Genomic DNA, 21,559 nt, shown 5'->3' on the forward strand with positions numbered 1-21,559 from the left:
AACCGCCACAAAGGTGCCTGTCCCCTTTGTGGCGGTTTAAGGTGGCGTGGGCGGTTAGGCCTGGAAGGTATCGCGGTCGGGGGCGAAGGACTGCATGGCCGCGATGGTGCGGTCAAAGAGCTCGGTGAGCTCCCAGCCCAACATCTCGGCGCCCTGCGAAATCACGTCGCGCGAGCAGCCGGCGGCAAAGCGCTTGTCCTTAAACTTCTTCTTGAGCGACTTGGTCGTAAAGTCCATAACGCTCTTGCTCGGGCGCATGATGACTGCAGCGCCGATCAGGCCGGTGAGCTCATCGCAGGCAAACAGGATTTTTTCCATCTGCAGCTCGGGTTTGGGCAGCGAGGTGTTGAAGTCCGACGTGTGCGTCTGGATGGCGCGAATGAGCTCGGGAGACGCACCTTCGCCCTTAAGAATCTCGGCAGCATAGATGGTGTGGTTCATGGGGTCGTCCTCATGCTCCTCCCAATCCAAGTCGTGCAGCAGGCCGACGATGCCCCAAAACTCCTCGTTCTCGGGGTCGAACTCGCGCGCAAAGTAGCGCATGGTGCCCTCGACCGTCTCGCCATGGGTGATGTGGAACGGGTCTTTGTTGTGCTCGTTAAGCAGTTCAAACGCGCGGTCGCGGGTGATTCCGGCGGAAAGCGGCTCTGCCATAGGAGACTCCTTGTGCTCGTGGGTAACGATAAGAATGAATACTACTAGAACAAGAAAACCACCACAAAGGTGCCTGTCCCCTTTGTGGTGGTTTTTGGCGCGGTTGGGTTAGTTGAGGGCGGCTTGGGCTAGGCGGGCTTCGGCGTCCTCCTCGGTGACGCCCAAGGCCACGGCGAACTCCTCGATGGAGCGGCGCTTGGCTTCCTTGAGTACGCGCATGTAGTAGGAGCTGGGCTTTTTATCAGCTTCCTCGGCCTGGCGAATGCGGTGCATCATGGTCTTTGCCACGCGGACCGTCTCGGGCGCACCCAGCTTGAGCTGCTGCTTAAAGTGCGTCTCCTCAAGTGAGCTGTTGCGCTCGGTGAAGGTGTCGCACTCCAGCTCGTCATAGTGGCTCAGCAGGTGCTCGGCATCTTGCTGAGAGATGGCGGCGTGCAAACGATCGGCCTGCGCCACGGGGTACATGAGGATCGTCTGCGCATGTCCCTGCTTGGTCTCGAGCAGCAGCATGGGCTGCGGCGTGTCGTCCCTAAAACCGACGACGGTGCAGACTCCCTGACCCGGATGAATGACGTGTTGACCGATTGAGAACATGCTACCTCCAACTTATACGAATTTACGTATGTCTAGAATAACACGCTGACGTGCGCAAATTCTCACTTTATGCAGGAAAAACACACAACTCCGATAGGTAAGAGTATTCGATAACAGACGCAGCTCATTCACACCTTTATGCATTTTCAACGCCTGCATAATCTGCAGGCAGACCGGCATCTTTGAGTGACTCCATACAAGCTGTAGTCAATTTTGTGCATATGCAATATCGATTGGCTTTACCCTGCGACAGTGCCCGTCGCTTGTGATAGAGTGCTACAAACTCTGGCTTTTGCCCTACGAGTGACCAAGAGCTCGGGGGCTTTAACACAAGGAGGATCTATGCCCGAGAAGATTGAAGAGCTGGTACGCGCTGCGCTTGCTGCGGCCCAGGAGGCCGGCGACCTTTCCGCATTTGAACTTGACGATTGCGCTATCGAGCGACCGGCTGACACTTCTCATGGCGAGTGGACCTCTACCATGGCCCTGAAGTCCGCCAAGCTGGCCCATTGCGCCCCGCGCAAGATCGCCGAGGCCATCGTTGCCCATATGCCCGAGGACCCCGCGATCGAGAAGGTCGAGATCGCAGGCCCCGGCTTCATCAACTTCTACCTCTCCGTTGCCGTCAAGAATGCCATCTTTGGCGAGGCTCGCGAGAAGGGTATGGACTTCGCTAAGTCCAACGTCGGTGGCGGCCTGAAGACCCAGGTCGAGTTCGTCTCCGCCAACCCCGTCGGCCCCATGCACATCGGCCATGGCCGCTGGGCCGCTCTGGGCGACTCCCTTTGCCGCGTTATGGACCACGCCGGTTACGACATCCAGCGTGAGTTCTACATCAACGACCACGGCTCTCAGATGAACACCTTCGGCAACTCCATCAGCACGCGCTATATGCAGCTTGCCGACATCATCGCCAAGCAGGGCGTGGATATCGATGAGGCTCACAAGCTGCTGATCGCCGACCGCGACGCCTTTGTTGCCGACGAGAACGACGAACACCCCGAGACCCATCCGTATCAGGACAACTTTGCCGAGACTCTGGGCAAGGACTCCTACGGCGGCGACTACATCATCGACGAGGCTGCCGAGTTCTGGCGCACCGACGGCGATAAGTGGGTCAACGCCGATCCGCAGGAGCGCATGGAGAGCTTCCGCGAGCGCGGCTATGTGAAGATGGTCGACAACATGCGCGACCTCTGCCACGCCGTCAATTGCGACTTCGATCGTTGGTACTCCGAGCGTTCGCTGTACGTGAAGGACACCGAGGGCGAGACCGCCGGCACCTCTGCCGTCGACCGCGCTTTTGAGAAGCTCGACAAGATGGGCTACCTCTACACCAAGGACGGCGCTCTGTGGTTCCGTTCCACCGATCTGGGCGACGACAAGGACCGCGTGCTGATCAAGTCCGACGGCGAGTACACCTACTTTGCCTCCGACGTCGCCTATCACTGGGATAAGTTCCAGCGCGTCGACCACGTCATCGACATCTGGGGCGCCGACCACCACGGCTACATCGAGCGCGTCCGCTGCGTCTGCGACGCTCTGGGTTACCCCGGCAAGTTTGAGGTTCTGCTGGGCCAGCTCGTCAACCTGCTGCGCAACGGCAAGCCCGTCCGTATGTCCAAGCGCAAGGGCACCATGGTGACCCTGCAGGAGCTCGTCGACGAGGTCGGCTCCGACGCTGCCCGTTACACGCTCATCTCCAAGAGCTCCAACCAGATGGTCGACTTCGATATCGAGGCCGTCAAGAAGCGCGACAACTCCAACCCGGTGTACTACGTGCAGTACGCTCACGCCCGCGTGTGCTCCATTCTGCGCCGTGCCGCCGACGTTACGCCCGAGCAGGCTGACGAGATGGGCATGAAGGCCGTCGCCGCCAAGGCTATCGGTGAGAACGTCGATTACTCGCTGCTGACCGACCCGACCGAGCTCGCCCTTTCGCGTAAGCTCAACGAGCTCACCGACCTCATCGCCAGCTGCGCTCGCGACCGCGCCCCGTTCCGTCTGACGCACTTTGCCGAGGAACTCGCCGGCGACTTCCACAGCTTCTACGCTGCCTGCCAGGTTCTGCCGAGCGAGGGCCGTCCCGTCGACCCCGAGCTTTCGCGCGCCCGTCTGGCCGCTTGCGATGCCGTTCGCGTGACGCTCGCCCTGGTGCTCACCCTCGTTGGCGTTTCCGCGCCCGAGCAGATGTAATCATCGAGTCATTTGACCGTACAGACTTGGTTTAACTAAGCCTTGAAAGCCCGATCTCCCACGGAGGTCGGGCTTTTTTGCAAACGCCGACGTATTGACGAATTTGGAACTGCTGGAAATACGAAACTATGTCGATTTACTACGATGAATTGAGGTATTCCAACCACGCCGGCTTTTCGCTAAAAAGTGCAAGGCATCTACCTGCGGTTTTAGTTCAACAAGTTTCGGAGTGGTCGCGGTTGAGCGATTCATCGTAGTAAACCGCCATAGTTTTGGCGGAGGCAGTCAGATTTGTGGGTGTTAAACCAAAGAGTGTCCCTTTTGACTAGTCGTTTAAGAACGTCCCCAATGACTAAGTTGCAGGTGGCGGCGGTTGTGTTACACTAACGCTGCGTATATGACGCAAATATCTCGATACAGATCAATGATGTCCGTCGGTATTTGACGGAGCTAGACCGTTTAGCCGCCCTGAAGGTTTATGCAGGGAGCATGTGATCACAGGGCTTGAAAAGAAAGTTGAGCAAACACTGTGTCTGATCAACAGCAAGAAAACGAAATAACGACGACGCAGACCGCTCCCGCTGCACCGGTTGCGTCGGACCAGGTCGCGGCGCCCGCGCAAGCCTCGGCTCCTGAGACGCCTAAGGCTGCTTCGACGCCTACGCCTGCAGCGGCTGAGAAGGCCGTGCCTGCAACTGGTGAGGAGGCTGCTCCGGCAAAGCCCAAGCGTACGCGCCGCACGACCAAGCCTGCTGCTGACGGCGAGGAGGTCACCAAGCCCAAGCGCCGTACCACGCGCACGACGCGCGCCAAGCGCACCGTTGCAGCTGACTCCTCGGCGCCGATTTCCGATGAGGTCGCGCAGGCACGTGCGTTGGCGCAGATTAGCGAGGCTCAGGTGGTGCGCGCCCGCCGTCGTGCTGCCGAGCGCGAGGCCGCGGCTCTGACCGAGTTTGCAGCCCCGTCTGTGCCCGAGACCCCTGCCGCCGACCAACCGACCGAGAAGCCGGCACCGCGCACACGCCGTCGCACGGCTGCTAAGGCCGAGCAGGTTGCTGAACAGGTAACCCCCGAGCTCACTGAGGCTTCGGTCCGTTCCGCGGCAGGGGAGGGCGCATCGCCAACTGAGCCCGCTGCGCCTGTCGAGGCCAGCGAAGTTCCCGTTGTCGATCCGGCTTTGCGCCCGCACCGTCGCGGTCGCAAGCCCAAGGCCTTCGTCGAGGCAGAGAAGGCCGCAGCCGCAGCCGCAGCTGCTCGGGATGCTGCGGCGACCGCCGAGTCTGCAACCGCTGCCGATGCACCCGTTCAGGATGCTGCGACTTCCGAGGCCGCTCCCGCCGATGTCGAGCCCGCCGACGTCCGTCCAGGTCGCAGCCGTCGCACTGCTGTTAAACGCACGTCCAAGGCTAAGGCCGCCAAGAAGGGTACGTCCGAGGATTCCGACGAGACGACCGCCGATGCATCGACTGATGCCGCCGAGCCCCAGGACGTCGAACAGCCTGCGTCCGAGAAGCCCAAGCGCGGTCGTAAGAAGTCCGCTAAGGCCAAGGCGTCCGAGCAGCAGGCTGATGTCGAAGCGCAGGTCGATTCCGGCGCCGAGGCCAATGACGCCGCTAAGGCCAATGCCGACGCCGCCGCAACCGATGACGCCGCGCCCGCTGAGGCCGATGACAACGCTCGCCCCAACCGTCGCCAGCACAAGCGCAACGACGAGCGCAACGAGCGCAAGGACGACCGCAACAACGACCGTCGCAACCGCCAGCGCGATCGCAAGCAGCGCAACAAGGAGCGTAATGCCGCCCCCACCGAACCCACGCTTTCGCGCGAGGAACTCGCTGCCATGAAGGTCGCCGAGCTGCGCGAGAAGGCCAAGGAGTTCGAGATCGAGACGACCGGCAAGAAGAAAGCCGAGCTTGTCGAGGAGATCTACACCACTGCCGCAAAGGCCGAGGGCTTCCGTGATATCAAGGGTATCCTGCAGATTCGCCCGGACAGTTCCGGCATCATCCACGCCCACGGTTACATGAAGTCCAACGACGACGCCTTCGTGCCCGCCTACCTCATCCGCTCCGCGCGCCTGCGCACGGGCGACGTTATCGAGGGCTCGCTGCGTCCTTCGCGCGGCGGCGACAAGCGCGCCGGCCTCGCCAAAATCACGACCGTCAACGGTCTGGACCCCGAGCAGATTCGCAACCGTCCCAAGTTCGGCGACCTCACCCCGGTCTATCCCAATGAGCCGCTGCGCATGGAGCACGGCAAGGACTCCATTACCGGTCGCGCCATCGACATCGTGTCGCCGATCGGCAAGGGTCAGCGTGGCCTGATCGTGTCCCCGCCCAAGGCCGGCAAGACCACGATCCTCAAGAAGATCTGCCAGTCTATCTCGATTAACAACCCCGAGGTGCACCTCATCTGCCTGCTCGTCGACGAGCGCCCCGAAGAGGTCACCGATATGCAGCGTTCCATCAAGGGCGATGTTGTGGCGTCGACCTTCGATATGCCCGCCGATAACCACACTCGCGTGGCAGAGCTTGTCATCGAGCGCGCCAAGCGCATCGTGGAGCTGGGCGGCGATGTTGTGGTGGTGCTCGACTCCATCACGCGTCTTGCCCGCGCCTACAACTTGGCGGCGCCCGCCTCAGGCCGCATCCTTTCGGGCGGCGTCGATTCGGCGGCACTGTATCCTCCCAAGCGCTTCCTGGGTGCAGCCCGTAATATCGAGAACGGTGGCTCGCTCACCATCCTGGCCTCTGCCCTCATCGACACCGGTTCCAAGATGGACGAGGTCATCTTTGAGGAGTTCAAGGGCACCGGCAACATGGAGCTTAAGCTCGATCGCGAACTGGCCGACCGCCGCATCTTCCCGGCTATCGACCCCGTTGCCTCCGGTACGCGTAACGAGGACCTGTTGGTCGACGAGCAGATGCGTCCGTTTGTCTTTGGTCTGCGTCGCATTCTTGCCGGCATGAACAACACCGAGCGCGCAGCCGCGTCGTTCATTAAGGGTCTTAAAGGCACCAACACCAACCAGGAGTTCCTGGTGCGTTCGGCCAAAAAGCACAGCGACTACGAGCAGACGTTCTAGGCTGTCATCCACGCGCAGCGATAGCCATCAATGCGATAAAGGGTCGGGGCTTGCGCCTCGGCCCTTTTCCATATCGCCGCTCCGCGCTTATTTTTAACCATAAGACCGACGAGCAGCAGGTTTCCCGTTTCAATCCGACATCGTCGCTTGCAATCGACGGGGCGGTTTCGCATAATAGCTTTTAAGCTTCGCGACGGAAAACGCAGATGAAACGAACCATATACCGTTGCTTTGGGGCATAGCCCCGCTTCATCTTCTCTCGCGCAGCCAACTGAATGATGCGATTTGGGTGCTGGAAGATGGGGAGAGCTCATGGCTTCTTCTGATGCAACACAACGAGCAGTCCTTGCCGGACTTTCGTGCGGGATCGGCCTTGCCGCTCCCGTGGTTATGTATGCCGCGACGCTGCCGTTTTCGTCGGTGAACGAGACGGTCGTGGCGGGTGCGGTTCCCTTCGCCGTGGGCGCGGTGGCGGGCGTGGGTATCTATGCCGCCTCGCTGGGTATCTCCGAGTACCGTGCGCAGCGTGAAGAGCGTCTGTTCCAGCCCGACGCCATGGGCGGTGCCGCCAATCTCAATCAGCATCAAAGCGAATTCAAGACCGCCTCGATTCCAGCTCAGCAGCAGGATGCTACTCCTTACGTTGCTGTTTCTGCTTCTCAGGCTCAGTCGGAGCAGTCTACCTCGGCATTCCTTTCCGGCCTGACTGGTGCGTTCCAGCGCCGTCATGCCGATGATGGTGTCCCTACCATCGCTCGAGCCGCAGATGCTATGGACGAGGACGAGGCTTGGTCCATGATCGACAGTATGCTCGACGACGATTCGCCGGTGAGCTGCGACCCTGCACACTCGCGCGACGTCTATCAAGTCGCCATCGACGAGCTCACCAACGGCGGGCAGACCGGCTCCTTCAATCGCGACGACATCGCCGCCGCGGCGCGTGCCGTGTCGGGCTCCCAGGCCGCCCCTGCGGGCAGCACGGCGGCTTTCGTGGCACTCGTTGCCAACGCGGCAGCCAATAACGCCTACAACGCTACCTCGGCGGACGCGAACGCTTCTGCCGACAATTCGTACATTGATGAAGCCATGGCCGCGGACGAGGAGGCCGTTGCCGCCCGCCGTGCCGCCGAAAGCTCGCTGTGGGGCGCTCCTGCCCAGCAACAGGCGGCTGAGGCTGCGCCGTACAATGCAAACCTCGCCAGCATGCCTATCATCTCCGGTGCCGCGGACATCGATCTCGATGACCTCGATGAGCCTGCAGCCATCACCGCATCGATTGATGCCCAAGATCGCATCGACACCGGCGACCTTCCGGACGCCTCGCTCGAGGTTGATGTCCCCATGGCCGATTACACGGGCCACGAGGACATGTGGGCCGCCGCCACCGCGATTCTGGATGAGATTGACGAGCCCGCTCCTGTTGTAGCGCCCGCTCCCGTCGCTGCCCCTCAGCCTGCTGCCCCCGCCTATGTCGGCCGTCACAGCGCTGTGTTCCCCGAGGATACCGCCCGCATCTCGCGCGAGAGCATCGAGCGGGCCGAGGCTATTGCCGCCGGCATTATGGAAAATCGTCGTCACGAGCGCGTCAATCAGATCCTCGAGGAAGAGATCGAGCGCCTACAGTCCTCTACCGCCAAGCGTACGGGCCGTGCTTATCTGAGCGTTATCGAGGGCGGTACCGCCAGCTTCGCGCCGCTCCGCGCGGAGGCATAACTTCTGCATGGTTAAGATCAATCGAAAATGGGCGGTTGTAACCTGCCTGATGGCGCTCTTGATCTGGGGCAATTCGCTGGTTCCCGGCTCGGGGTCGGGCTCGCTGAGCCAAACGGTCATGGAAGCTATCCGCGGTTTCCTGCACGGCGTGGGACTTCCATATGAATGGGTGACTAACTTTGTTGTTCGCAAGTGTGCGCATTTTACCGAGTATATGGTGCTCGGCATCCTGGCAACGCACGCTTTTGATTTTGAGGGCCGGCGCACCTTTGACGTGCTGCTGCCCACGGCGGTGTTCCTGCTGCTGATTCCCTCGATCGACGAGACGATTCAGCTCTTTGTGCCGGGACGCGCCGGCATGATCACCGATGTGATGATCGACTGCTGTGGAGCGGCAACGGGCGTTGTGCTCCGATATCTCTTACAGTCGCTGATGTACGCCAAAAAGGCCGCCTAGGACGTATTGTTTGGTCCTAGGCGGCCTTTTTTATTTGAGGGCTTATATGGGGCGTGGTGGCGTCGTTCCGTAGGTTGGATTTGCCGAGCGCGCCACGCCCTGTGGGTGCGTCTGCTACTGAAGCGCCTGTGCGCCCAGGGCCAGGCAGCCCATGATGCCCTGCTTGCCCTCGAGGCTGTTGTTGACAATGTAGGTGTCGATATCGTTGACCTCGGGCGTGACGATGTAGCTGTTGAGCATCTCGGCGCACTTTTTGCGGGCGAGCGGCACGATAGGGGTGTGATCGGCAACGCCACCGCCGATGATGATCTTCTGCGGGGCATAGCACAGCGTGTAGGTCATGAGTGCCTGTGCCAGATAGCCGGCGAGCAAGTCCATGGCCTCCGGGTCATCGGCCATGTCTCCGGCACTCTTGCCATTCCAGCGCTTTTTAACGCCGGGGCCTGCGATGAGGCCCTCGAGGCAGTTGTCGTGGAAGGGGCAGGCGCTATGCTCGCCGATGGTGTCGCGCGGGTCGCGCGTGACCAGGATGTGGCCAGCCTCGGGATGCATCATGCCGTGCACGAGCTTACCGCCCGAGAGCACGCCGGCGCCCACGCCGGTACCGATGGTCAGGTAGACCACATCGGTAAGGCCCTTGGCACAACCAAACGTGACCTCGCCCAGGCAGGCGACGTTGACGTCGGTATCGTAGCCGCAGGGGATATTGAGCTCGTTTTGGATAGTGCCCAGCAGGTCAAAGTAGCGCCATGCCGTTTTTGGCGTCTCCAGGATCTTGCCGTATTGGGGCGAGGCAGGGTTGACTGCGGTGGGGCCAAAGGCGCCGATGCCCAGCGCGGCGATGCCCTTGTCGGCAAACCATGCGTTAACGGCCTCAACGGTCTCCTGCGGGGTCGTGGTCGCGATCTGCTCACGCTCCAGGACCGTGCCGTCTGCATAGCCCGTGGCGCAGACCATCTTGGTGCCGCCGGCCTCGAGCGCTCCGATAAGCTGCTGCTCTACCATAGTATTCCTCTCTGGGACGAGTTGCTCCATGACTAAAGTATAGAGCTCTAAACCATTTAAGAAAGCGCTATAAAAAGAAGTCTCGTAACGCGGCGAGCGGTGCGAGACTTCTTTGGTTACTTAAGCTGCCCGGCCGTCCTTACCCGCGCGGCTTGATCTTATCACGTAGCGACTTGAGGTTCTCCAGCGCAGCGTTAAGCGTCTCGTCACGCTTGGCAAAGTGGAAACGAATCAGATGGTTGACGGGCTCGCGGAAGAAACTCGAGCCGGGCACTGCGCCCACGCCCACCTTAGACGCGAGGTCCTCGCAGAATTCGAGGTCGCTGTCATAGCCAAACTCAGAGATGTCCATCATGACGTAGTAGGCGCCCTGCGGCACGTTATGCTCAAGACCGATGCTGTCGAGTCCCTGGCAGAACAAGTCGCGTTTGGCGGTGTAGAGGTCAAGGACCTCATCGTAATAGCTGTCGTCGAAGTTGAGGGCAGTGACGACGGCTTCCTGCAGGGGAGCGGCGGCACCCACGGTGAGGAAGTCGTGGACCTTCTTGATGCGCTCGGTGATCTGGGCCGGGGCAATGGTGTAGCCAAGACGCCAGCCGGTGATGGAGTAGGTCTTGGACAGCGAGCTGCAGCTGATGGTTCGCTCGAACATGCCGGGCAGCGTGGCCATATAGACGTGCTCATGAGGTGCGTAGACGATGTGCTCGTATACCTCGTCGGTGATGCAGTAGGCGTCGTACTTTTTGCAGAGGTCGGCGATAAAGGTGAGCTCATCGCGTGTAAAGACCTTGCCGCAGGGGTTGGAAGGGTTGCACAGGACGATGGCCTTGGGGTCGTTGTCGCGGAAGGCCGCCTCGAGTGTCTCGCGGTCAAAGTCGAATGTGGGCGGGTTGAGCGGCACGTAGATGGGCTCGGCACCCGAAAGGATCGTGTCGGCGCCGTAGTTCTCGTAGAACGGCGAGAAGATGACGACCTTGTCGCCGGGGTTGGTGACCGTCATCATGGCGGCCATCATGGCCTCGGTGGAGCCGCAGGTGACTACGATATTCTCGTTGGGGTTCACCGGCATGCCCATAAAGTGCTCCTGTTTGGCGGCGAGCGCCTCGCGCATGGCCTGGGAGCCCCAGGTGATGGAGTACTGGTGATAGAGCGGCCTGGGATCGGCGGCGATGGTGCTCAGGCTGTTGAGCAGCTGCGCCGGGGGATCGAAGTCAGGGAAGCCCTGCGAGAGATTGACAGCGCCGTACTTATTGGAGATGCGTGTCATGCGGCGGATGACCGAATCGGTAAATCTTGCCGTGCGGTTGGAGAGTTCTTTCATGACGGTCCTTTCGAGCATTTGCAGTGGGGCAAGTTTACTCCTATGGAACTGGTAGGATTTGCCCGAAATGGATCCAAAAAACTCTTTTCAAAATTCTTGAAAATTGGGGCTTGCATCGCGTGGCGTTCCTTGCAATAATAGTCGAGCGCGAAGCGCACAGGACACGGTGGGTGTAGCTCAGTTGGCTAGAGCGACGGGTTGTGGTCCCGTAGGTCGAGGGTTCGAGTCCCTTTACCCACCCCAGTTCTTGCTTTGTGTTGATATCGGGTCGTTAGCTCAGTTGGTAGAGCAGGGGACTCTTAATCCCAAGGTCCAGGGTTCGAACCCCTGACGGCCCACCACACGATATCTCCTCTAAAGTCCGCCATAACGGACTTTAGCTTTGGGTCGTTAGCTCAGTTGGTAGAGCAGGGGACTCTTAATCCCAAGGTCCAGGGTTCGACCCCCTGACGGCCCACCCAAAGCATGTTAAAGCGGCTGGCTTAGACTGGTCGCTTTTTTTGTTAACCTCACATGGGGTCGAACCCGTCGGGGTGCGGAGCTGAGAAATCTGCACCGTGATTCCCTTAGGGAAAACACTGCTAAAGCCCCGTAGGCGTGTTCTCCTTAGAGGAATCATGCTCACAGGGCTCGATGCATGTTGAAAAGTTGTGATCAAACTCAAAGTGAGAATCGATTTAGTCTGCTCGATAGTGCGAACCTAAGCTTTCAGTCCGCTTGCGCATGGCTTTGACCATTTCTTGTGCTAGTTGAATCTGCGATTGCAGGCGGGCGAGGGCTGCGACTTCGCTGTCCTGGGCTTTCTGTGTGCTCAAGGTCGTTGCCTCTGCCTTCAAGCCCTCAAGCTCGTGTAGTGCCTCGGATAGGCCCGTCTCGGTGCGGTTGATCATGCAATAGGTGCTCATCGTGTGCTTAAGGCTGTGTGTCAGGCGTTCGGCATCTGTTGTGGCAATGCCATGCTGGGGGAGGGTGATATCCGCCTTCAGGGCCGCCTCAGGCTCTTTCTGCGCTGCAAGGGCTGCCGATGCGCCCGCGATACGTCCGAATACGATGCCGTTGGCGCTTGACAAGCCACCAATGCGGTCGGCGCCGTGCATGCCGCCTGTCGCCTCGCCGCAAGCGTAGAGGCCCTCAACGCCCGTGTGCGCGGTCTTATCGATCTTGATGCCGCCGTTAGCGGCGTGGGCATACATCGCAACGCGCATCTCGTCGGTCGGCGCGATGCCGTGCTCGTCTTGCAGCCAGGTGGCAAAGGTCTGCACAAACTCTGGGACATCCTCGCGGGGGAAGTCGTAGTGGAGTGCCAGGCCTTCGACACCTGCCTGATCGATGACGAGATCGATAGCGCGGGAGGCCAAGCGTGACGTGAAGGGACCATATCCAGAGCGCTGCTCGAGCAGGTCGTCCAGCTTGTCGTCGGCAATATCTACCGGCTGGTCTACGTGCACGTAGCGCCAGGTTTTCTCATTGAAGACCAAGTTACGCCTGGGCTCGATGAAGCCGGGCATCATCTGCATGAACTCTATATTAGTAAGTGTTGCGCCGTGCGCCAGCGCGATGGCCTGCGAGGAACTGAGCACATCAGCCGACGTAAGGCTGCGCTCGAACAGGCCGCCTGTGCCACCGGCTGCGATGACCGTGGCCTTGGCAGCAAAGGGCACGATTCGATTTTCGGTAAGGTCGTAGAGTACGGTTCCGGTTATTCTGCCGTTCGTGTCCTCAACAAGGTCGATAAGCTCATGGCGGGGGAGCAGGCGAATGCCGAGCGACTCGATCCAGGTCGTCAGAGCGTCCTCAAGGGGCTTGCGGGTGAGGCCGCGCCACATGCGCGTCTTGTGGTCAAAGCAGGGGATAAATTGCTTTTGTTGAGCACTCTTGGCGCTTTGCGGACGCTGGAGCTCAACGCCCAGGTCTTGCTCGAGCCAGTCAATCGCTTGGGGAATGCCGTGGACGAACGCTTGGACGAGTTCGGGGTCGGCAACGCCGCCGCCGACGGCCAGGATGGTGTCGATGAGGTCCTGCTCGTCGTCTTCGTTAACGGGTCCGATAAGCCCTAGGCCCCAGGTTCCGGGGAAGAAGCTCGATCCACTCATAGTCTTGCCGGCGCTTGCCACAGTGACGGTTGCACCCGTGCGTGCCGCTTCGATGGCGGCGCAAAGGCCCGCAATGCCAGATCCAATTACCAGTACATCAGTCGATTCCATCGGATTCCTTTCTCGTCCGGCGCATTGTCGCACGGGTGATCGGCAATGGGGCCGCAAAGACTCGGCAAATCGGTAAAGGGCAAATATGGCAGGTGGGCGTCATGGACGCTCTGACGCTCCATCTCATCACATCTTGTATTTCGCCCCAACTGATATATCGGCATTAGCTACCCTGCGACAGCGCAAACAAAAAGAGCCGCTACCTGGGTGGGTAGCGGCTCCAAAGCTCAACTATATGAGCATCGCGCGGGCGCGATTAGGCCTTGAGGGCCTCCTCGACGGCGACAGCGCAGGCGACGGTGGCACCGACCATGGGGTTGTTGCCCATGCCGATGAGACCCATCATGTCGACGTGCGCAGGCACGGAGGAAGAACCGGCGAACTGAGCGTCGGAGTGCATACGGCCCATGGTGTCGGTCATGCCGTAAGAGGCAGGGCCGGCGCCCATGTTGTCCGGGTGCAGGGTACGGCCAGTGCCGCCACCAGAAGCGACGGAGAAGTACTTCTTACCAGCCTCGAGGCGCTCCTTCTTGTAGGTGCCAGCGACGGGGTGCTGGAAGCGCGTGGGGTTGGTGGAGTTACCGGTGATCGAGATGTCGACGTTCTCGTGCCACATGATGGCAACGCCCTCGCGGACGTCGTCGGAGCCGTAGCAGTTAACGGCAGCGCGGGGACCATCGGAGTAGGGGATGGTCTCGACGACCTTGAGCTCGCCCGTGTAGTAGTCGAACTGGGTCTTCACGTAGGTGAAGCCGTTGATGCGGGCGATGATCTGAGCGGCGTCCTTGCCCAGACCGTTGAGGATAACGCGCAGCGGCTTCTTGCGAGCCTTGTTGGCGTTCAGAGCCAGGCCGATAGCGCCCTCAGCGGCAGCGAAGGACTCGTGGCCGGCCAGGAAGGCGAAGCACTCGGTGTCGTCGGAGAGCAGCATAGCGCCCAGGTTGCCGTGGCCCAGACCAACCTTGCGGTCCTCGGCGACGGAGCCGGGAACGGTGAAGGCCTGGATGCCCTCGCCGATGATGGCGGCAGCCTCAGAAGCGGACTTGGCGCCACGCTTGACAGCGAGAGCGCAACCGAGGGTGTAGGCCCACTCGGCGTTCTGGAAGGCGATGGACTGGGTGTTGTTGACGATCTCACGCGGGTTGAAGCCCTTGTCGGTGCAGATCTGCAGAGCTTCCTCGAGGGAGGCGATGCCGTTGTCGGCGAGGCACTTGTTGATCTTGTCAGCGCGGCGCTCGTAACCTTCGAACGTAACAGTCATAGTTATTTCCCTCCCTTTCTACTCGTGAACCGGGAACACGCTGGCGACGGAGTGAGTCTCCTCGTCGGTGCGCGGGTCGATGTACTTGGCAGCGTTCTCCCACTGACCATAGTGGCCCATAGCGCCAGCGATGGCCTCCTCGGGGGTCTTGCCGGCCTTGACGGCGTCGGTGAACTTGCCGAGGTTCAGGAACTCGAACGCGATGATCTCGTTCTTGTCGTTGAGAGCCATGCGGGTGACGTAGCCCTGAGCGAGCTCGAGGTAACGAGCGCCCTTGGCCTTGGTGCCGAACATGGTGCCGACCTGGGAGCGAAGGCCCTTGCCGAGGTCGTCGAGGGAGGCGCCCACGGGCAGGCCGCCCTCGGAGAACGCGGTCTGGCTGCGGCCGTAAACGATCTGCAGGAAGATCTCGCGCATAGCAACGTTGATGGCGTCGCAGACGAGGTCGGTGTTGAGGGCCTCGAGGATGGTCTTACCGGGAAGGATCTCGGAAGCCATGGCGGCAGAGTGGGTCATGCCCGAGCAGCCGATGGTCTCAACGAGGGCCTCCTCGATGATGCCGTCCTTGACGTTCAGCGTGAGCTTGCAGGCGCCCTGCTGAGGTGCGCACCAACCCACACCGTGCGTAAGACCGGAGATGTCGGAAATCTCCTTAGCCTGGACCCACTTGCCCTCCTCGGGGATGGGTGCGGGGCCGTGGTATGCACCCTTGGCAACGGGGCACATGTTCTCCACTTCCTGTGAGTACTGCATGCCTCTCCTCTCTATCGTGTTGGCGTCCCGTCTGGGGGTCGTGGCTGGCGATTGCCGGGCGACCCTTCGAAAGGGACATGACATGCAGCCCCTATAATACCGCGAAATGCACGGAATATTCGGCGAACGGCTCAGTTTTCGTAGCGAGAAGCGCGGAACTTTCAATTGAAACGATTTAACTCTATGTTCTGTGGTTGTGAACTTCCGTAGAGGGGGTCCTTCTTGGGCAAGCTTTTGGTCTGCTCTTGTAAGCGTTGCAGGGGTTGACCTGTTGCAACGGTGCCGTTCGCCGCCTGTTTACTGCCTTTGGCCGCGCGAGTGTATTGTTTTGCGTGAATGTTTTGATGGCACGCTTCAATCGTGCTGTATTGGATGGCAAGCAGATCCCAGCGAAGGGAGCGCCATGCAGCGCGTTTGGAGAACGGTTACCGGCTTTTACCATGTCTGTGCCCGCGGTACGGGCAAGCGGCTCATCTTTGAGGGCGATGACGACCGGTGGGAGTTTTTGGAGCTGATGCGTGAGTGCTGCCGCAAGGCGGGCGTGACGGTTATCGCCTGGTGTCTTATGGGCAATCACGTGCGTCTGGTGCTTGCAGATTACGAGGACGCGATGAGCGCGGCGATGCACCGGCTGCTTTTGACGTACGCGCGGCGGTTCAATAAACGCACGGGGCGCACGGGCCATCTGTTCCAGAACCGTTTTGACCGGCGTTCGCTCGATACCGATTGGCAGGTGATGGAGGCTATTCGCTCCGTACACGCCGATCCGCAGGAGGTGGGCGTTAGCCTAATCGAGCGTTATCCCTGGAGCAGCTTTGCGGAACATCTGCGCTCTTACGACTGTGATGCGGCCGATGCCGCGAGGGGATTTTCTGATCCTTCTTGCGTGCTTGAACTTTTTGGTTCTGCCGAGGGCTTTATTGCCTATTCGCTTTCGACGCCGGACGGTAGCGAGCCGGCGCTGTGCGATATGAAAGAGACAGAGTGGGAACGCCACGCCTTTGCCGACAAGATGGCGAAGAGCCTCGGGGTTCCGCTCAATGTGGTTAAAACTGCACCGCCGGCGCAGCGCGATACCGTTATTGTTGGATTGAGCAATGCCGGCTTTACGGTGCGCCAGATTGAGCGGTATACCGGGATTGGCAAAAGTACCGTCTCTCGTATCGTGCGCGCCCGCGCGCGAACGGCGATGCGGGCTGGCGGAAACGTGATGTAAGGTCGCCTGTTCATCGCAGCTGGGGTCGTCCATACGCCGCAACCAGCGTTCAAAAGCTTGGTACGGTAACTGCACTTCTTAATATGCATAGAACAATCGTCATCTTGCATAAAATAACGGCTCGGTCCGGGTTTGCCCGTGCCTACCCCCGTCTGCGCCGTGCAAAAAACGGAGTTTTCAGCATCGTGTTGCTGTCGGCACCGCCGCAATCTTGCAACATACGGGTCCCGAAGCTATTGATTCCCGCCGTTGCGCCCCCGAAGCACGTGCCTGCGCCCCGTCAGACCGCGATGCTTGTTCTAAAACACAATATATATGCGCCTAAAGACGTTGATTAACGCTTTCGATGCGTATACACACAGCTTGGCGTGCTGAATACTCGCAAAAATGCACGCCGCTCCCTATGGGACCCGTCTGCGGCAGGCGCGAAGCGAGTCGGAGCTTCGCAGAACGGGGCTTGGCGCATTGCTTGGCGGGCCCGGGGCCCTGCCGCAGGCCTTTGGTGCTGTGGAAAACGCCCGTGCTCGCGTCTGGCTGTGTGGCAAATGTCAGACGGGGCGCCGGACGCGCGGACTTTGTGCGTTCGCGCTCATTAGGTAAAAACAGAGCCGCCCGTATCGGGCGGCTCGGCAATCAAAAACCTTGGATTCGGGGCATAAACTACTGGTTTGTTTGCCCCTCGAGCATGCCGTCGAGGGTGCGCCAGGCGAGCTCGGCGCACTTGACGCGGGCGGGCATGTGCGAGATGTCCTGGAGCTGGGCGGCCTCGTCCAGGTCTTCCAGGTCCTCCTCGGAGAGCTGCTCGCCGCGGATCATGGCGAGGAAGAGCTCTGCCAGGCGGTGAGCTTCCTCGACGGTCTCGCCGGTGATGAGGTCGGCCATGATGTCGGCACTGGCCTGACTGATGGCGCAGCCGTGGCCGGTAAAGGAGGCCTCCTCGATCACACCGTTCTCGACGCGCAGCTGCAAGGTGAGCTCGTCGCCGCAGCTGGGGTTGATGCCGTCGTGCTCGTGCGTGGGAGCATCCATCTCGTACTTATAGTCGGGGTGCGAGTTGTGCTCCATAAATGTGGTGGAGGTGTACAGATTACCCATTGAACGTGCTCCAAACGTGATGTAGGCCGGCGATGAACTTGTCGATGTCGGCCTTGTCGTTGTAGAAGGCCACGCTGGCGCGGCAGCAGGCGAGGTTCTCGACGCCCAGCCAGGTGAGCAGCGGCTGTGCACAGTGGTGGCCGGCGCGAATGCAGACGCCGTCCATGTCCATGATGCTCGCGACGTCGTGCGGGTGGATGCCCTTGACGTTAAAGCTCACAACGCCGTGGTGGTTGTCCCAATAGATGGAGCCGATGATCTGGACAAAGTCGAGCTGCATGAGCTCGCCCATCAGGTAGTGGACGAGTGCCTGCTCGCGGGCCTGGATGTTCTCGTAACCCACCGTGTTGACCAGGTAATCAAGGGCGGCGCCCGTGGCGAAGATGCCGGCGGCGTCCTGCGTGCCGGCCTCGAACTTCTCGGGGACGGGCGCCCAGACGGCGTCCTGCTCGGTGACAGAGTCGATCATTTCGCCGCCGGTGAGCATCGGCGGCATGGCGTTGAGCAGGTCCATCTTGCCCCACAGCACGCCGATGCCCATGGGGCCCATGGCCTTGTGTGCGCTAAAGGCAAAGAAGTCGGCTCCCAGGTCGGCCACATCGACCGGCATATGCGGCAGCGACTGCGCGCCGTCGACGACCAGATAGCCGCCGTACTTGTGGACGAGCTTGCCGAGGTTCTTGACCGGGTTCTCGACGCCCAGCACGTTAGAAACCTGACCCACGGCCAGAATCTTGGTCTTGGGACCAACCTTGGCAAGAACCTCCTCGGTGGTGAGCTGGCCGGTCTTATTGGGGTAGAGGTAGACGAGCTTGGCGCCGGTTTCGCGGCAGACCTGCTGCCACGGGATTAGGTTGGAGTGGTGCTCCATGATGGTGATGACGACCTCGTCACTGGGCTCGAGCACCGTGGGTGCAAAGCTCTTGGCGACCAGGTTGAGCGACTCGCTCGTGTTGCGGGTGAAGACGACCTCGTTGGCCTGGGCGGCGCCGATGAGGTCGGCGATCTGTTGGCGGACCTTCGCGATGGCGTCGGTGGCCTCGACGGACAGCGAGTACAGGCCGCGAAGGGGGTTGGCGTTCATACGCTGATAGAAGTCGCGTTCGGCGTCGAGCACACAGGCAGGGCGCTGCGCGGTGGCGGCGCTATCGAGGAAGGCGATCTCGGGGTGCTGCTGGAACAGCGGGAACTGGCCCTTGTAGGGGTTGGTCTCGATGTCCACAGTGGGCCAGCCGCGCGAAGCCTCGTCGCTGGCGTCGAGCTCCATGGGCTCGGGGGCAGTACAGGTGTCGCATTTAACGTGCTCGGTGTCAATCATGCGAGCTCCTCTTCAAAGTTGTCGATCAGGTTGTTGCCCAGGCGGACGACGGCGGCGCGAGTGCGCTCGTCGGTGGCGGAAAGCGCAGCGTCCTCCAGCTTGGCGCGGATGAACAGGTCCTCGGCGGCGTTTTGGTCAAGGCCGCGGCAGGCGAGGTAGAACAGCTGCTCGTCGCGGACGTGACCAATGGTGGCGCCGTGGTTGCCGGCGACGTCGTCCTCGTCGCAGAGAATGACGGGAACGGTCTTGTTGTCGACGACCTTGTTGGCCAAAAGCACCGTCTCGCGCTCGGTGCCGGTTGCACCCTTGCAGCCGTGCACGAGGTCGATGGTGCCGCGGTAGACCTTCTTGGACGTGCCGGTCAGTACGCCGTTGGCGTCGATCTCGCACTCGGTCTTGCGACCGCGGTGGCGCAGCTCGTAGTTAAAGTCGCGCACCTGCTCGCGAGCGCCCAGGTAGTCAGTATCGATGGTGACCTTGGCGGTATCGCCCAGCAGGTCGCCGGCAAGGCCGGTGGCGCTGGCACCAGCACCTAGGACGGTGTGCTGCACGTTGACGCGCGCGCCCTCGTCCAGGAACAGGCCGGTGTCGTCGAGCGCGATCCAGCTATCGTCGAGCGTCTGCGTGCAGGTCACGTTGACGGTGGCGTACTCGTGGGCGCACACGCGTAGCACGGATCCCACGACGCCTTGGCCGGCAACGGGGGAGTCCAGGGCTATGCGCAGATCGAGTGTTGCCTGCGGACGGGTGACGACGTCGATGGCGGCGATGGCCGCGGCTGCATCGACGCCACTCACGCGTACCGTGGCCGTGGCGTGCTTGTATGCGGGCACATCGATGACGATGCGCTTGGTAGCGTGGTCGGCCAGGTAGGTGTAGGCAGCCTCGCCCATGCCAGTCTCGAAGGCCTCGGCGGGGGAGAGCTCCTCCTCGAGCTTGATGGCGCCGGCCTGGTAGACGGAGGTGGCGGGCACGTCGAGCTCGGTCTCGGGCGTGATGCGGGCGCGGTCGGCGGCATCGCCGGGGGCGGAGGCGCGGCGCTCGGGGAAGCGCTCGGCCATGGCTTCCATGGCGGCATCGAAGGCGTCGTCCGAGCCGGTAAACTGCTCGTCCAAGCCCTCGACCTCAACGGCCCCGGTGGGAGCGGCGGCAAGCTCGTCAGAGAGCTCGAGCTTGGTCTGATTCATCTTCAGCCAACCCCAAGTGGCAGCTGGCATCGCATTGACCTGCTCAAGGGTGGTAGCAGCGGTGTTCGTGGTCTGTTTCATTATCCGATCGCTCCTTCCATCTCGAGCTTGATCAGGTTGTTCATCTCGACGGCGTACTCCAGCGGCAGCTCCTTGGAGACCGGGTTGGCAAAGCCGTTGACGATCATGGTACGGGCCTCTTCCTCCGAGATACCGCGGCTCATCAGGTAGAACACCTTATCGTCGCCGATGCGGCCGATGGTGGCCTCGTGGCCGATGTCGACGTTCTTGGCGCGGATGTCCATGGCCGGAATAGTGTCGGAGCGGCTCTGGTCGTCGAGCATCAGCGACTGGCAGCTGACGGTTGCCTTGGAGCCCTCGGCCTTGGGCGTTGCCACGATGGAGCTACGGAAGGTCTGGATGCCGCCGCTCTTGGAGATGCCCTTGGTCTCGACAGTTGCCGAGGTCTCGGGCGCGTTAAGCACGACCTTGCAGCCGGTATCGAGGTTCTGCCCGGCGCCGGCAAAGGTGATGCCGGTAAAGCTCGAGCGGGCGCGACGGCCGTTGAGCACGCTCATGGGGTAGAGGTAGCCCACGTGGCTACCGAAGGAGCCGCTGATCCACTCGATGTCGCCGTCCTCGTCCACGCGCGCACGCTTGGTGTTGAGGTTGTACATGTTCTTGGACCAGTTCTCGATGGTCGAGTAGCGCAGGTGCGCACGCTTGCCCACAAAGAGCTCGACGGCGCCGGCGTGGAGGTTGGCTACGTTGTACTTGGGCGCGGAGCAACCCTCGATAAAGTGCAGGTCGGCATCGTCCTCGACGATGATGAGCGTGTGCTCAAACTGGCCGGCACCCTTGGCGTTGAGGCGGAAGTAGCTCTGCAGCGGGAAATCGAGCTTGGTGCCCTTGGGCACGTAGACAAACGAGCCGCCCGACCATACGGCGCCGTGCAGGGCCGCAAACTTGTGGTCGGTGGGCGGGATGAGCGTCATAAACTTCTCGTGGATGAGCGGTTCCCACTGCGGGTCGTGCAGGGCCTCCTCGATGCCGGAGTAGACGATGCCCATCTTAGACGCCGTGTCCTGCATGTTGTGGTAGACGAGCTCGGAGTCGTACTGCGCGCCGACGCCTGCCAGATAGCTGCGCTCGGCCTCGGGGATGCCCAGGCGCTCAAAGGTGCTCTTGATGTCGTCGGGCACCGACTCCCAGTCGTGCTTTTGGTCGGTGTTGGGCTTGACATAGGTGACGATGTTATCCATGTCCAGGCCCTCGATGGAGGGGCCCCACGTCGGGTCGGGAAAACGATTAAAGATCTCGAGGGACTTTAAGCGCAGGTCGAGCATCCACTGCGGCTCGTCCTTCTTGGCGCTGATCTCGCGCACGATGTCGGGCGTGATGCCGGCGTCGAGGCGCTCAAATCCCTCCTCGCCATAGGTGAAGTCGTAGAGGCTGCGGTCGATGTCCGCGACCTCGGTGCGGTTCTTGGTCATTGCGTCG

16 protein-coding genes and 3 tRNA genes are annotated in these 21,559 nt (G+C 61.0%); 8 read left to right on the forward strand and 11 right to left on the reverse strand.

From position 1 onward, the window contains the following. Positions 1-54: 54 nt before the first annotated feature. Both PMX21_RS05525 and PMX21_RS05530 read right to left on the reverse strand, forming a co-directional pair. Positions 55-654: an HD domain-containing protein gene (locus PMX21_RS05525; RefSeq protein ID WP_271758574.1), complete on the reverse strand. Its 600-nt coding sequence runs from the start codon at positions 652-654 to the stop codon at positions 55-57. 108 nt (positions 655-762) lie between these two features. Beyond that, a complete protein-coding gene (locus PMX21_RS05530) occupies positions 763-1,248 on the reverse strand; it encodes a CarD family transcriptional regulator (RefSeq protein WP_022094807.1) in 486 nt (161 codons plus the stop codon). A gap of 342 nt (positions 1,249-1,590) precedes the next feature. Between PMX21_RS05530 and argS the strand changes: the two genes are divergently transcribed. The 4 genes from argS (at position 1,591) to PMX21_RS05550 (ending at position 8,699) form a co-directional block, all read left to right on the forward strand. Further along, positions 1,591-3,444: an arginine--tRNA ligase gene (argS, locus tag PMX21_RS05535; protein WP_006235481.1), complete on the forward strand. Its 1,854-nt coding sequence runs from the start codon at positions 1,591-1,593 to the stop codon at positions 3,442-3,444. 529 nt (positions 3,445-3,973) lie between these two features. Further along, the gene (gene rho, locus PMX21_RS05540; protein WP_271758576.1) at positions 3,974-6,529 is read left to right on the forward strand and encodes a transcription termination factor Rho; all 2,556 of its coding nucleotides are present in this window, start codon (positions 3,974-3,976) and stop codon (positions 6,527-6,529) included. Positions 6,530-6,841: 312 nt separating this feature from the next. Next, entirely contained in the window at positions 6,842-8,242 is a 1,401-nt protein-coding gene (locus PMX21_RS05545; RefSeq protein ID WP_271758578.1) for a hypothetical protein, read from the forward strand. Between the two features lie 7 nt (positions 8,243-8,249). Further along, entirely contained in the window at positions 8,250-8,699 is a 450-nt protein-coding gene (locus PMX21_RS05550) for a VanZ family protein (protein WP_271758579.1), read from the forward strand. 114 nt (positions 8,700-8,813) lie between these two features. On the opposite strand, the gene PMX21_RS05555 is transcribed toward PMX21_RS05550, so the two are convergent. Both PMX21_RS05555 and PMX21_RS05560 read right to left on the reverse strand, forming a co-directional pair. Continuing rightward, positions 8,814-9,704, reverse strand: a complete 891-nt coding sequence (locus PMX21_RS05555) for an ROK family protein (protein WP_271758581.1) — start codon at positions 9,702-9,704, stop codon at positions 8,814-8,816. Between the two features lie 139 nt (positions 9,705-9,843). Beyond that, positions 9,844-11,025, reverse strand: a complete 1,182-nt coding sequence (locus tag PMX21_RS05560) for a pyridoxal phosphate-dependent aminotransferase (protein WP_271758583.1) — start codon at positions 11,023-11,025, stop codon at positions 9,844-9,846. 166 nt (positions 11,026-11,191) lie between these two features. Between PMX21_RS05560 and PMX21_RS05565 the strand changes: the two genes are divergently transcribed. From PMX21_RS05565 to PMX21_RS05575, 3 genes are all read left to right on the forward strand, one after another. Then, positions 11,192-11,268: transfer RNA gene (locus tag PMX21_RS05565), tRNA-His, on the forward strand. Positions 11,269-11,290: 22 nt separating this feature from the next. Next, positions 11,291-11,366: transfer RNA gene (locus PMX21_RS05570), tRNA-Lys, on the forward strand. Positions 11,367-11,409: 43 nt separating this feature from the next. Next, positions 11,410-11,482 (forward strand) — tRNA-Lys (locus PMX21_RS05575). A 220-nt stretch (positions 11,483-11,702) separates the two neighbouring features. On the opposite strand, the gene PMX21_RS05580 is transcribed toward PMX21_RS05575, so the two are convergent. The 3 genes from PMX21_RS05580 to PMX21_RS05590 form a co-directional block, all read right to left on the reverse strand. Next, on the reverse strand, positions 11,703-13,229 hold the full coding sequence (locus tag PMX21_RS05580; RefSeq protein ID WP_271758585.1) for an FAD-binding protein: 1,527 nt from the start codon (positions 13,227-13,229) through the stop codon (positions 11,703-11,705). A gap of 256 nt (positions 13,230-13,485) precedes the next feature. Beyond that, entirely contained in the window at positions 13,486-14,490 is a 1,005-nt protein-coding gene (locus PMX21_RS05585) for a GGGtGRT protein (RefSeq protein ID WP_117800431.1), read from the reverse strand. A gap of 18 nt (positions 14,491-14,508) precedes the next feature. Beyond that, positions 14,509-15,243, reverse strand: coding sequence for an iron-sulfur cluster assembly scaffold protein (locus PMX21_RS05590; protein WP_006235554.1), 735 nt, complete (start codon positions 15,241-15,243; stop codon positions 14,509-14,511). 403 nt (positions 15,244-15,646) lie between these two features. Here PMX21_RS05590 and PMX21_RS05595 point away from each other — a divergent pair, with 403 nt between their 5' ends. Next, the gene (locus PMX21_RS05595; protein WP_271758587.1) at positions 15,647-16,459 is read left to right on the forward strand and encodes a transposase; all 813 of its coding nucleotides are present in this window, start codon (positions 15,647-15,649) and stop codon (positions 16,457-16,459) included. 660 nt (positions 16,460-17,119) lie between these two features. Here the strand turns inward: PMX21_RS05595 and sufU are convergent. The 4 genes from sufU to sufB are packed head-to-tail and all read right to left on the reverse strand — an operon-like array spanning position 17,120 to position 21,552. Continuing rightward, positions 17,120-17,554, reverse strand: a complete 435-nt coding sequence (gene sufU, locus PMX21_RS05600; RefSeq protein ID WP_117770218.1) for a Fe-S cluster assembly sulfur transfer protein SufU — start codon at positions 17,552-17,554, stop codon at positions 17,120-17,122. After that, positions 17,547-18,872, reverse strand: a complete 1,326-nt coding sequence (locus PMX21_RS05605; protein WP_271758589.1) for an aminotransferase class V-fold PLP-dependent enzyme — start codon at positions 18,870-18,872, stop codon at positions 17,547-17,549. Before PMX21_RS05605 ends, sufU begins: the two co-directional genes overlap by 8 nt. Then, positions 18,869-20,140, reverse strand: a complete 1,272-nt coding sequence (locus tag PMX21_RS05610) for a SufB/SufD family protein (RefSeq protein WP_271758591.1) — start codon at positions 20,138-20,140, stop codon at positions 18,869-18,871. The genes PMX21_RS05605 and PMX21_RS05610 overlap by 4 nt, the downstream gene beginning before the upstream one ends. After that, on the reverse strand, positions 20,140-21,552 hold the full coding sequence (sufB, locus tag PMX21_RS05615; RefSeq protein WP_117848423.1) for a Fe-S cluster assembly protein SufB: 1,413 nt from the start codon (positions 21,550-21,552) through the stop codon (positions 20,140-20,142). The genes PMX21_RS05610 and sufB overlap by 1 nt, the downstream gene beginning before the upstream one ends. Positions 21,553-21,559 lie beyond the last annotated feature (7 nt).

It is taken from the genome of Collinsella aerofaciens, assembly GCF_028209885.1.
In the GTDB taxonomy this organism is placed as follows: Bacteria; Actinomycetota; Coriobacteriia; order Coriobacteriales; family Coriobacteriaceae; genus Collinsella; species Collinsella aerofaciens_BA.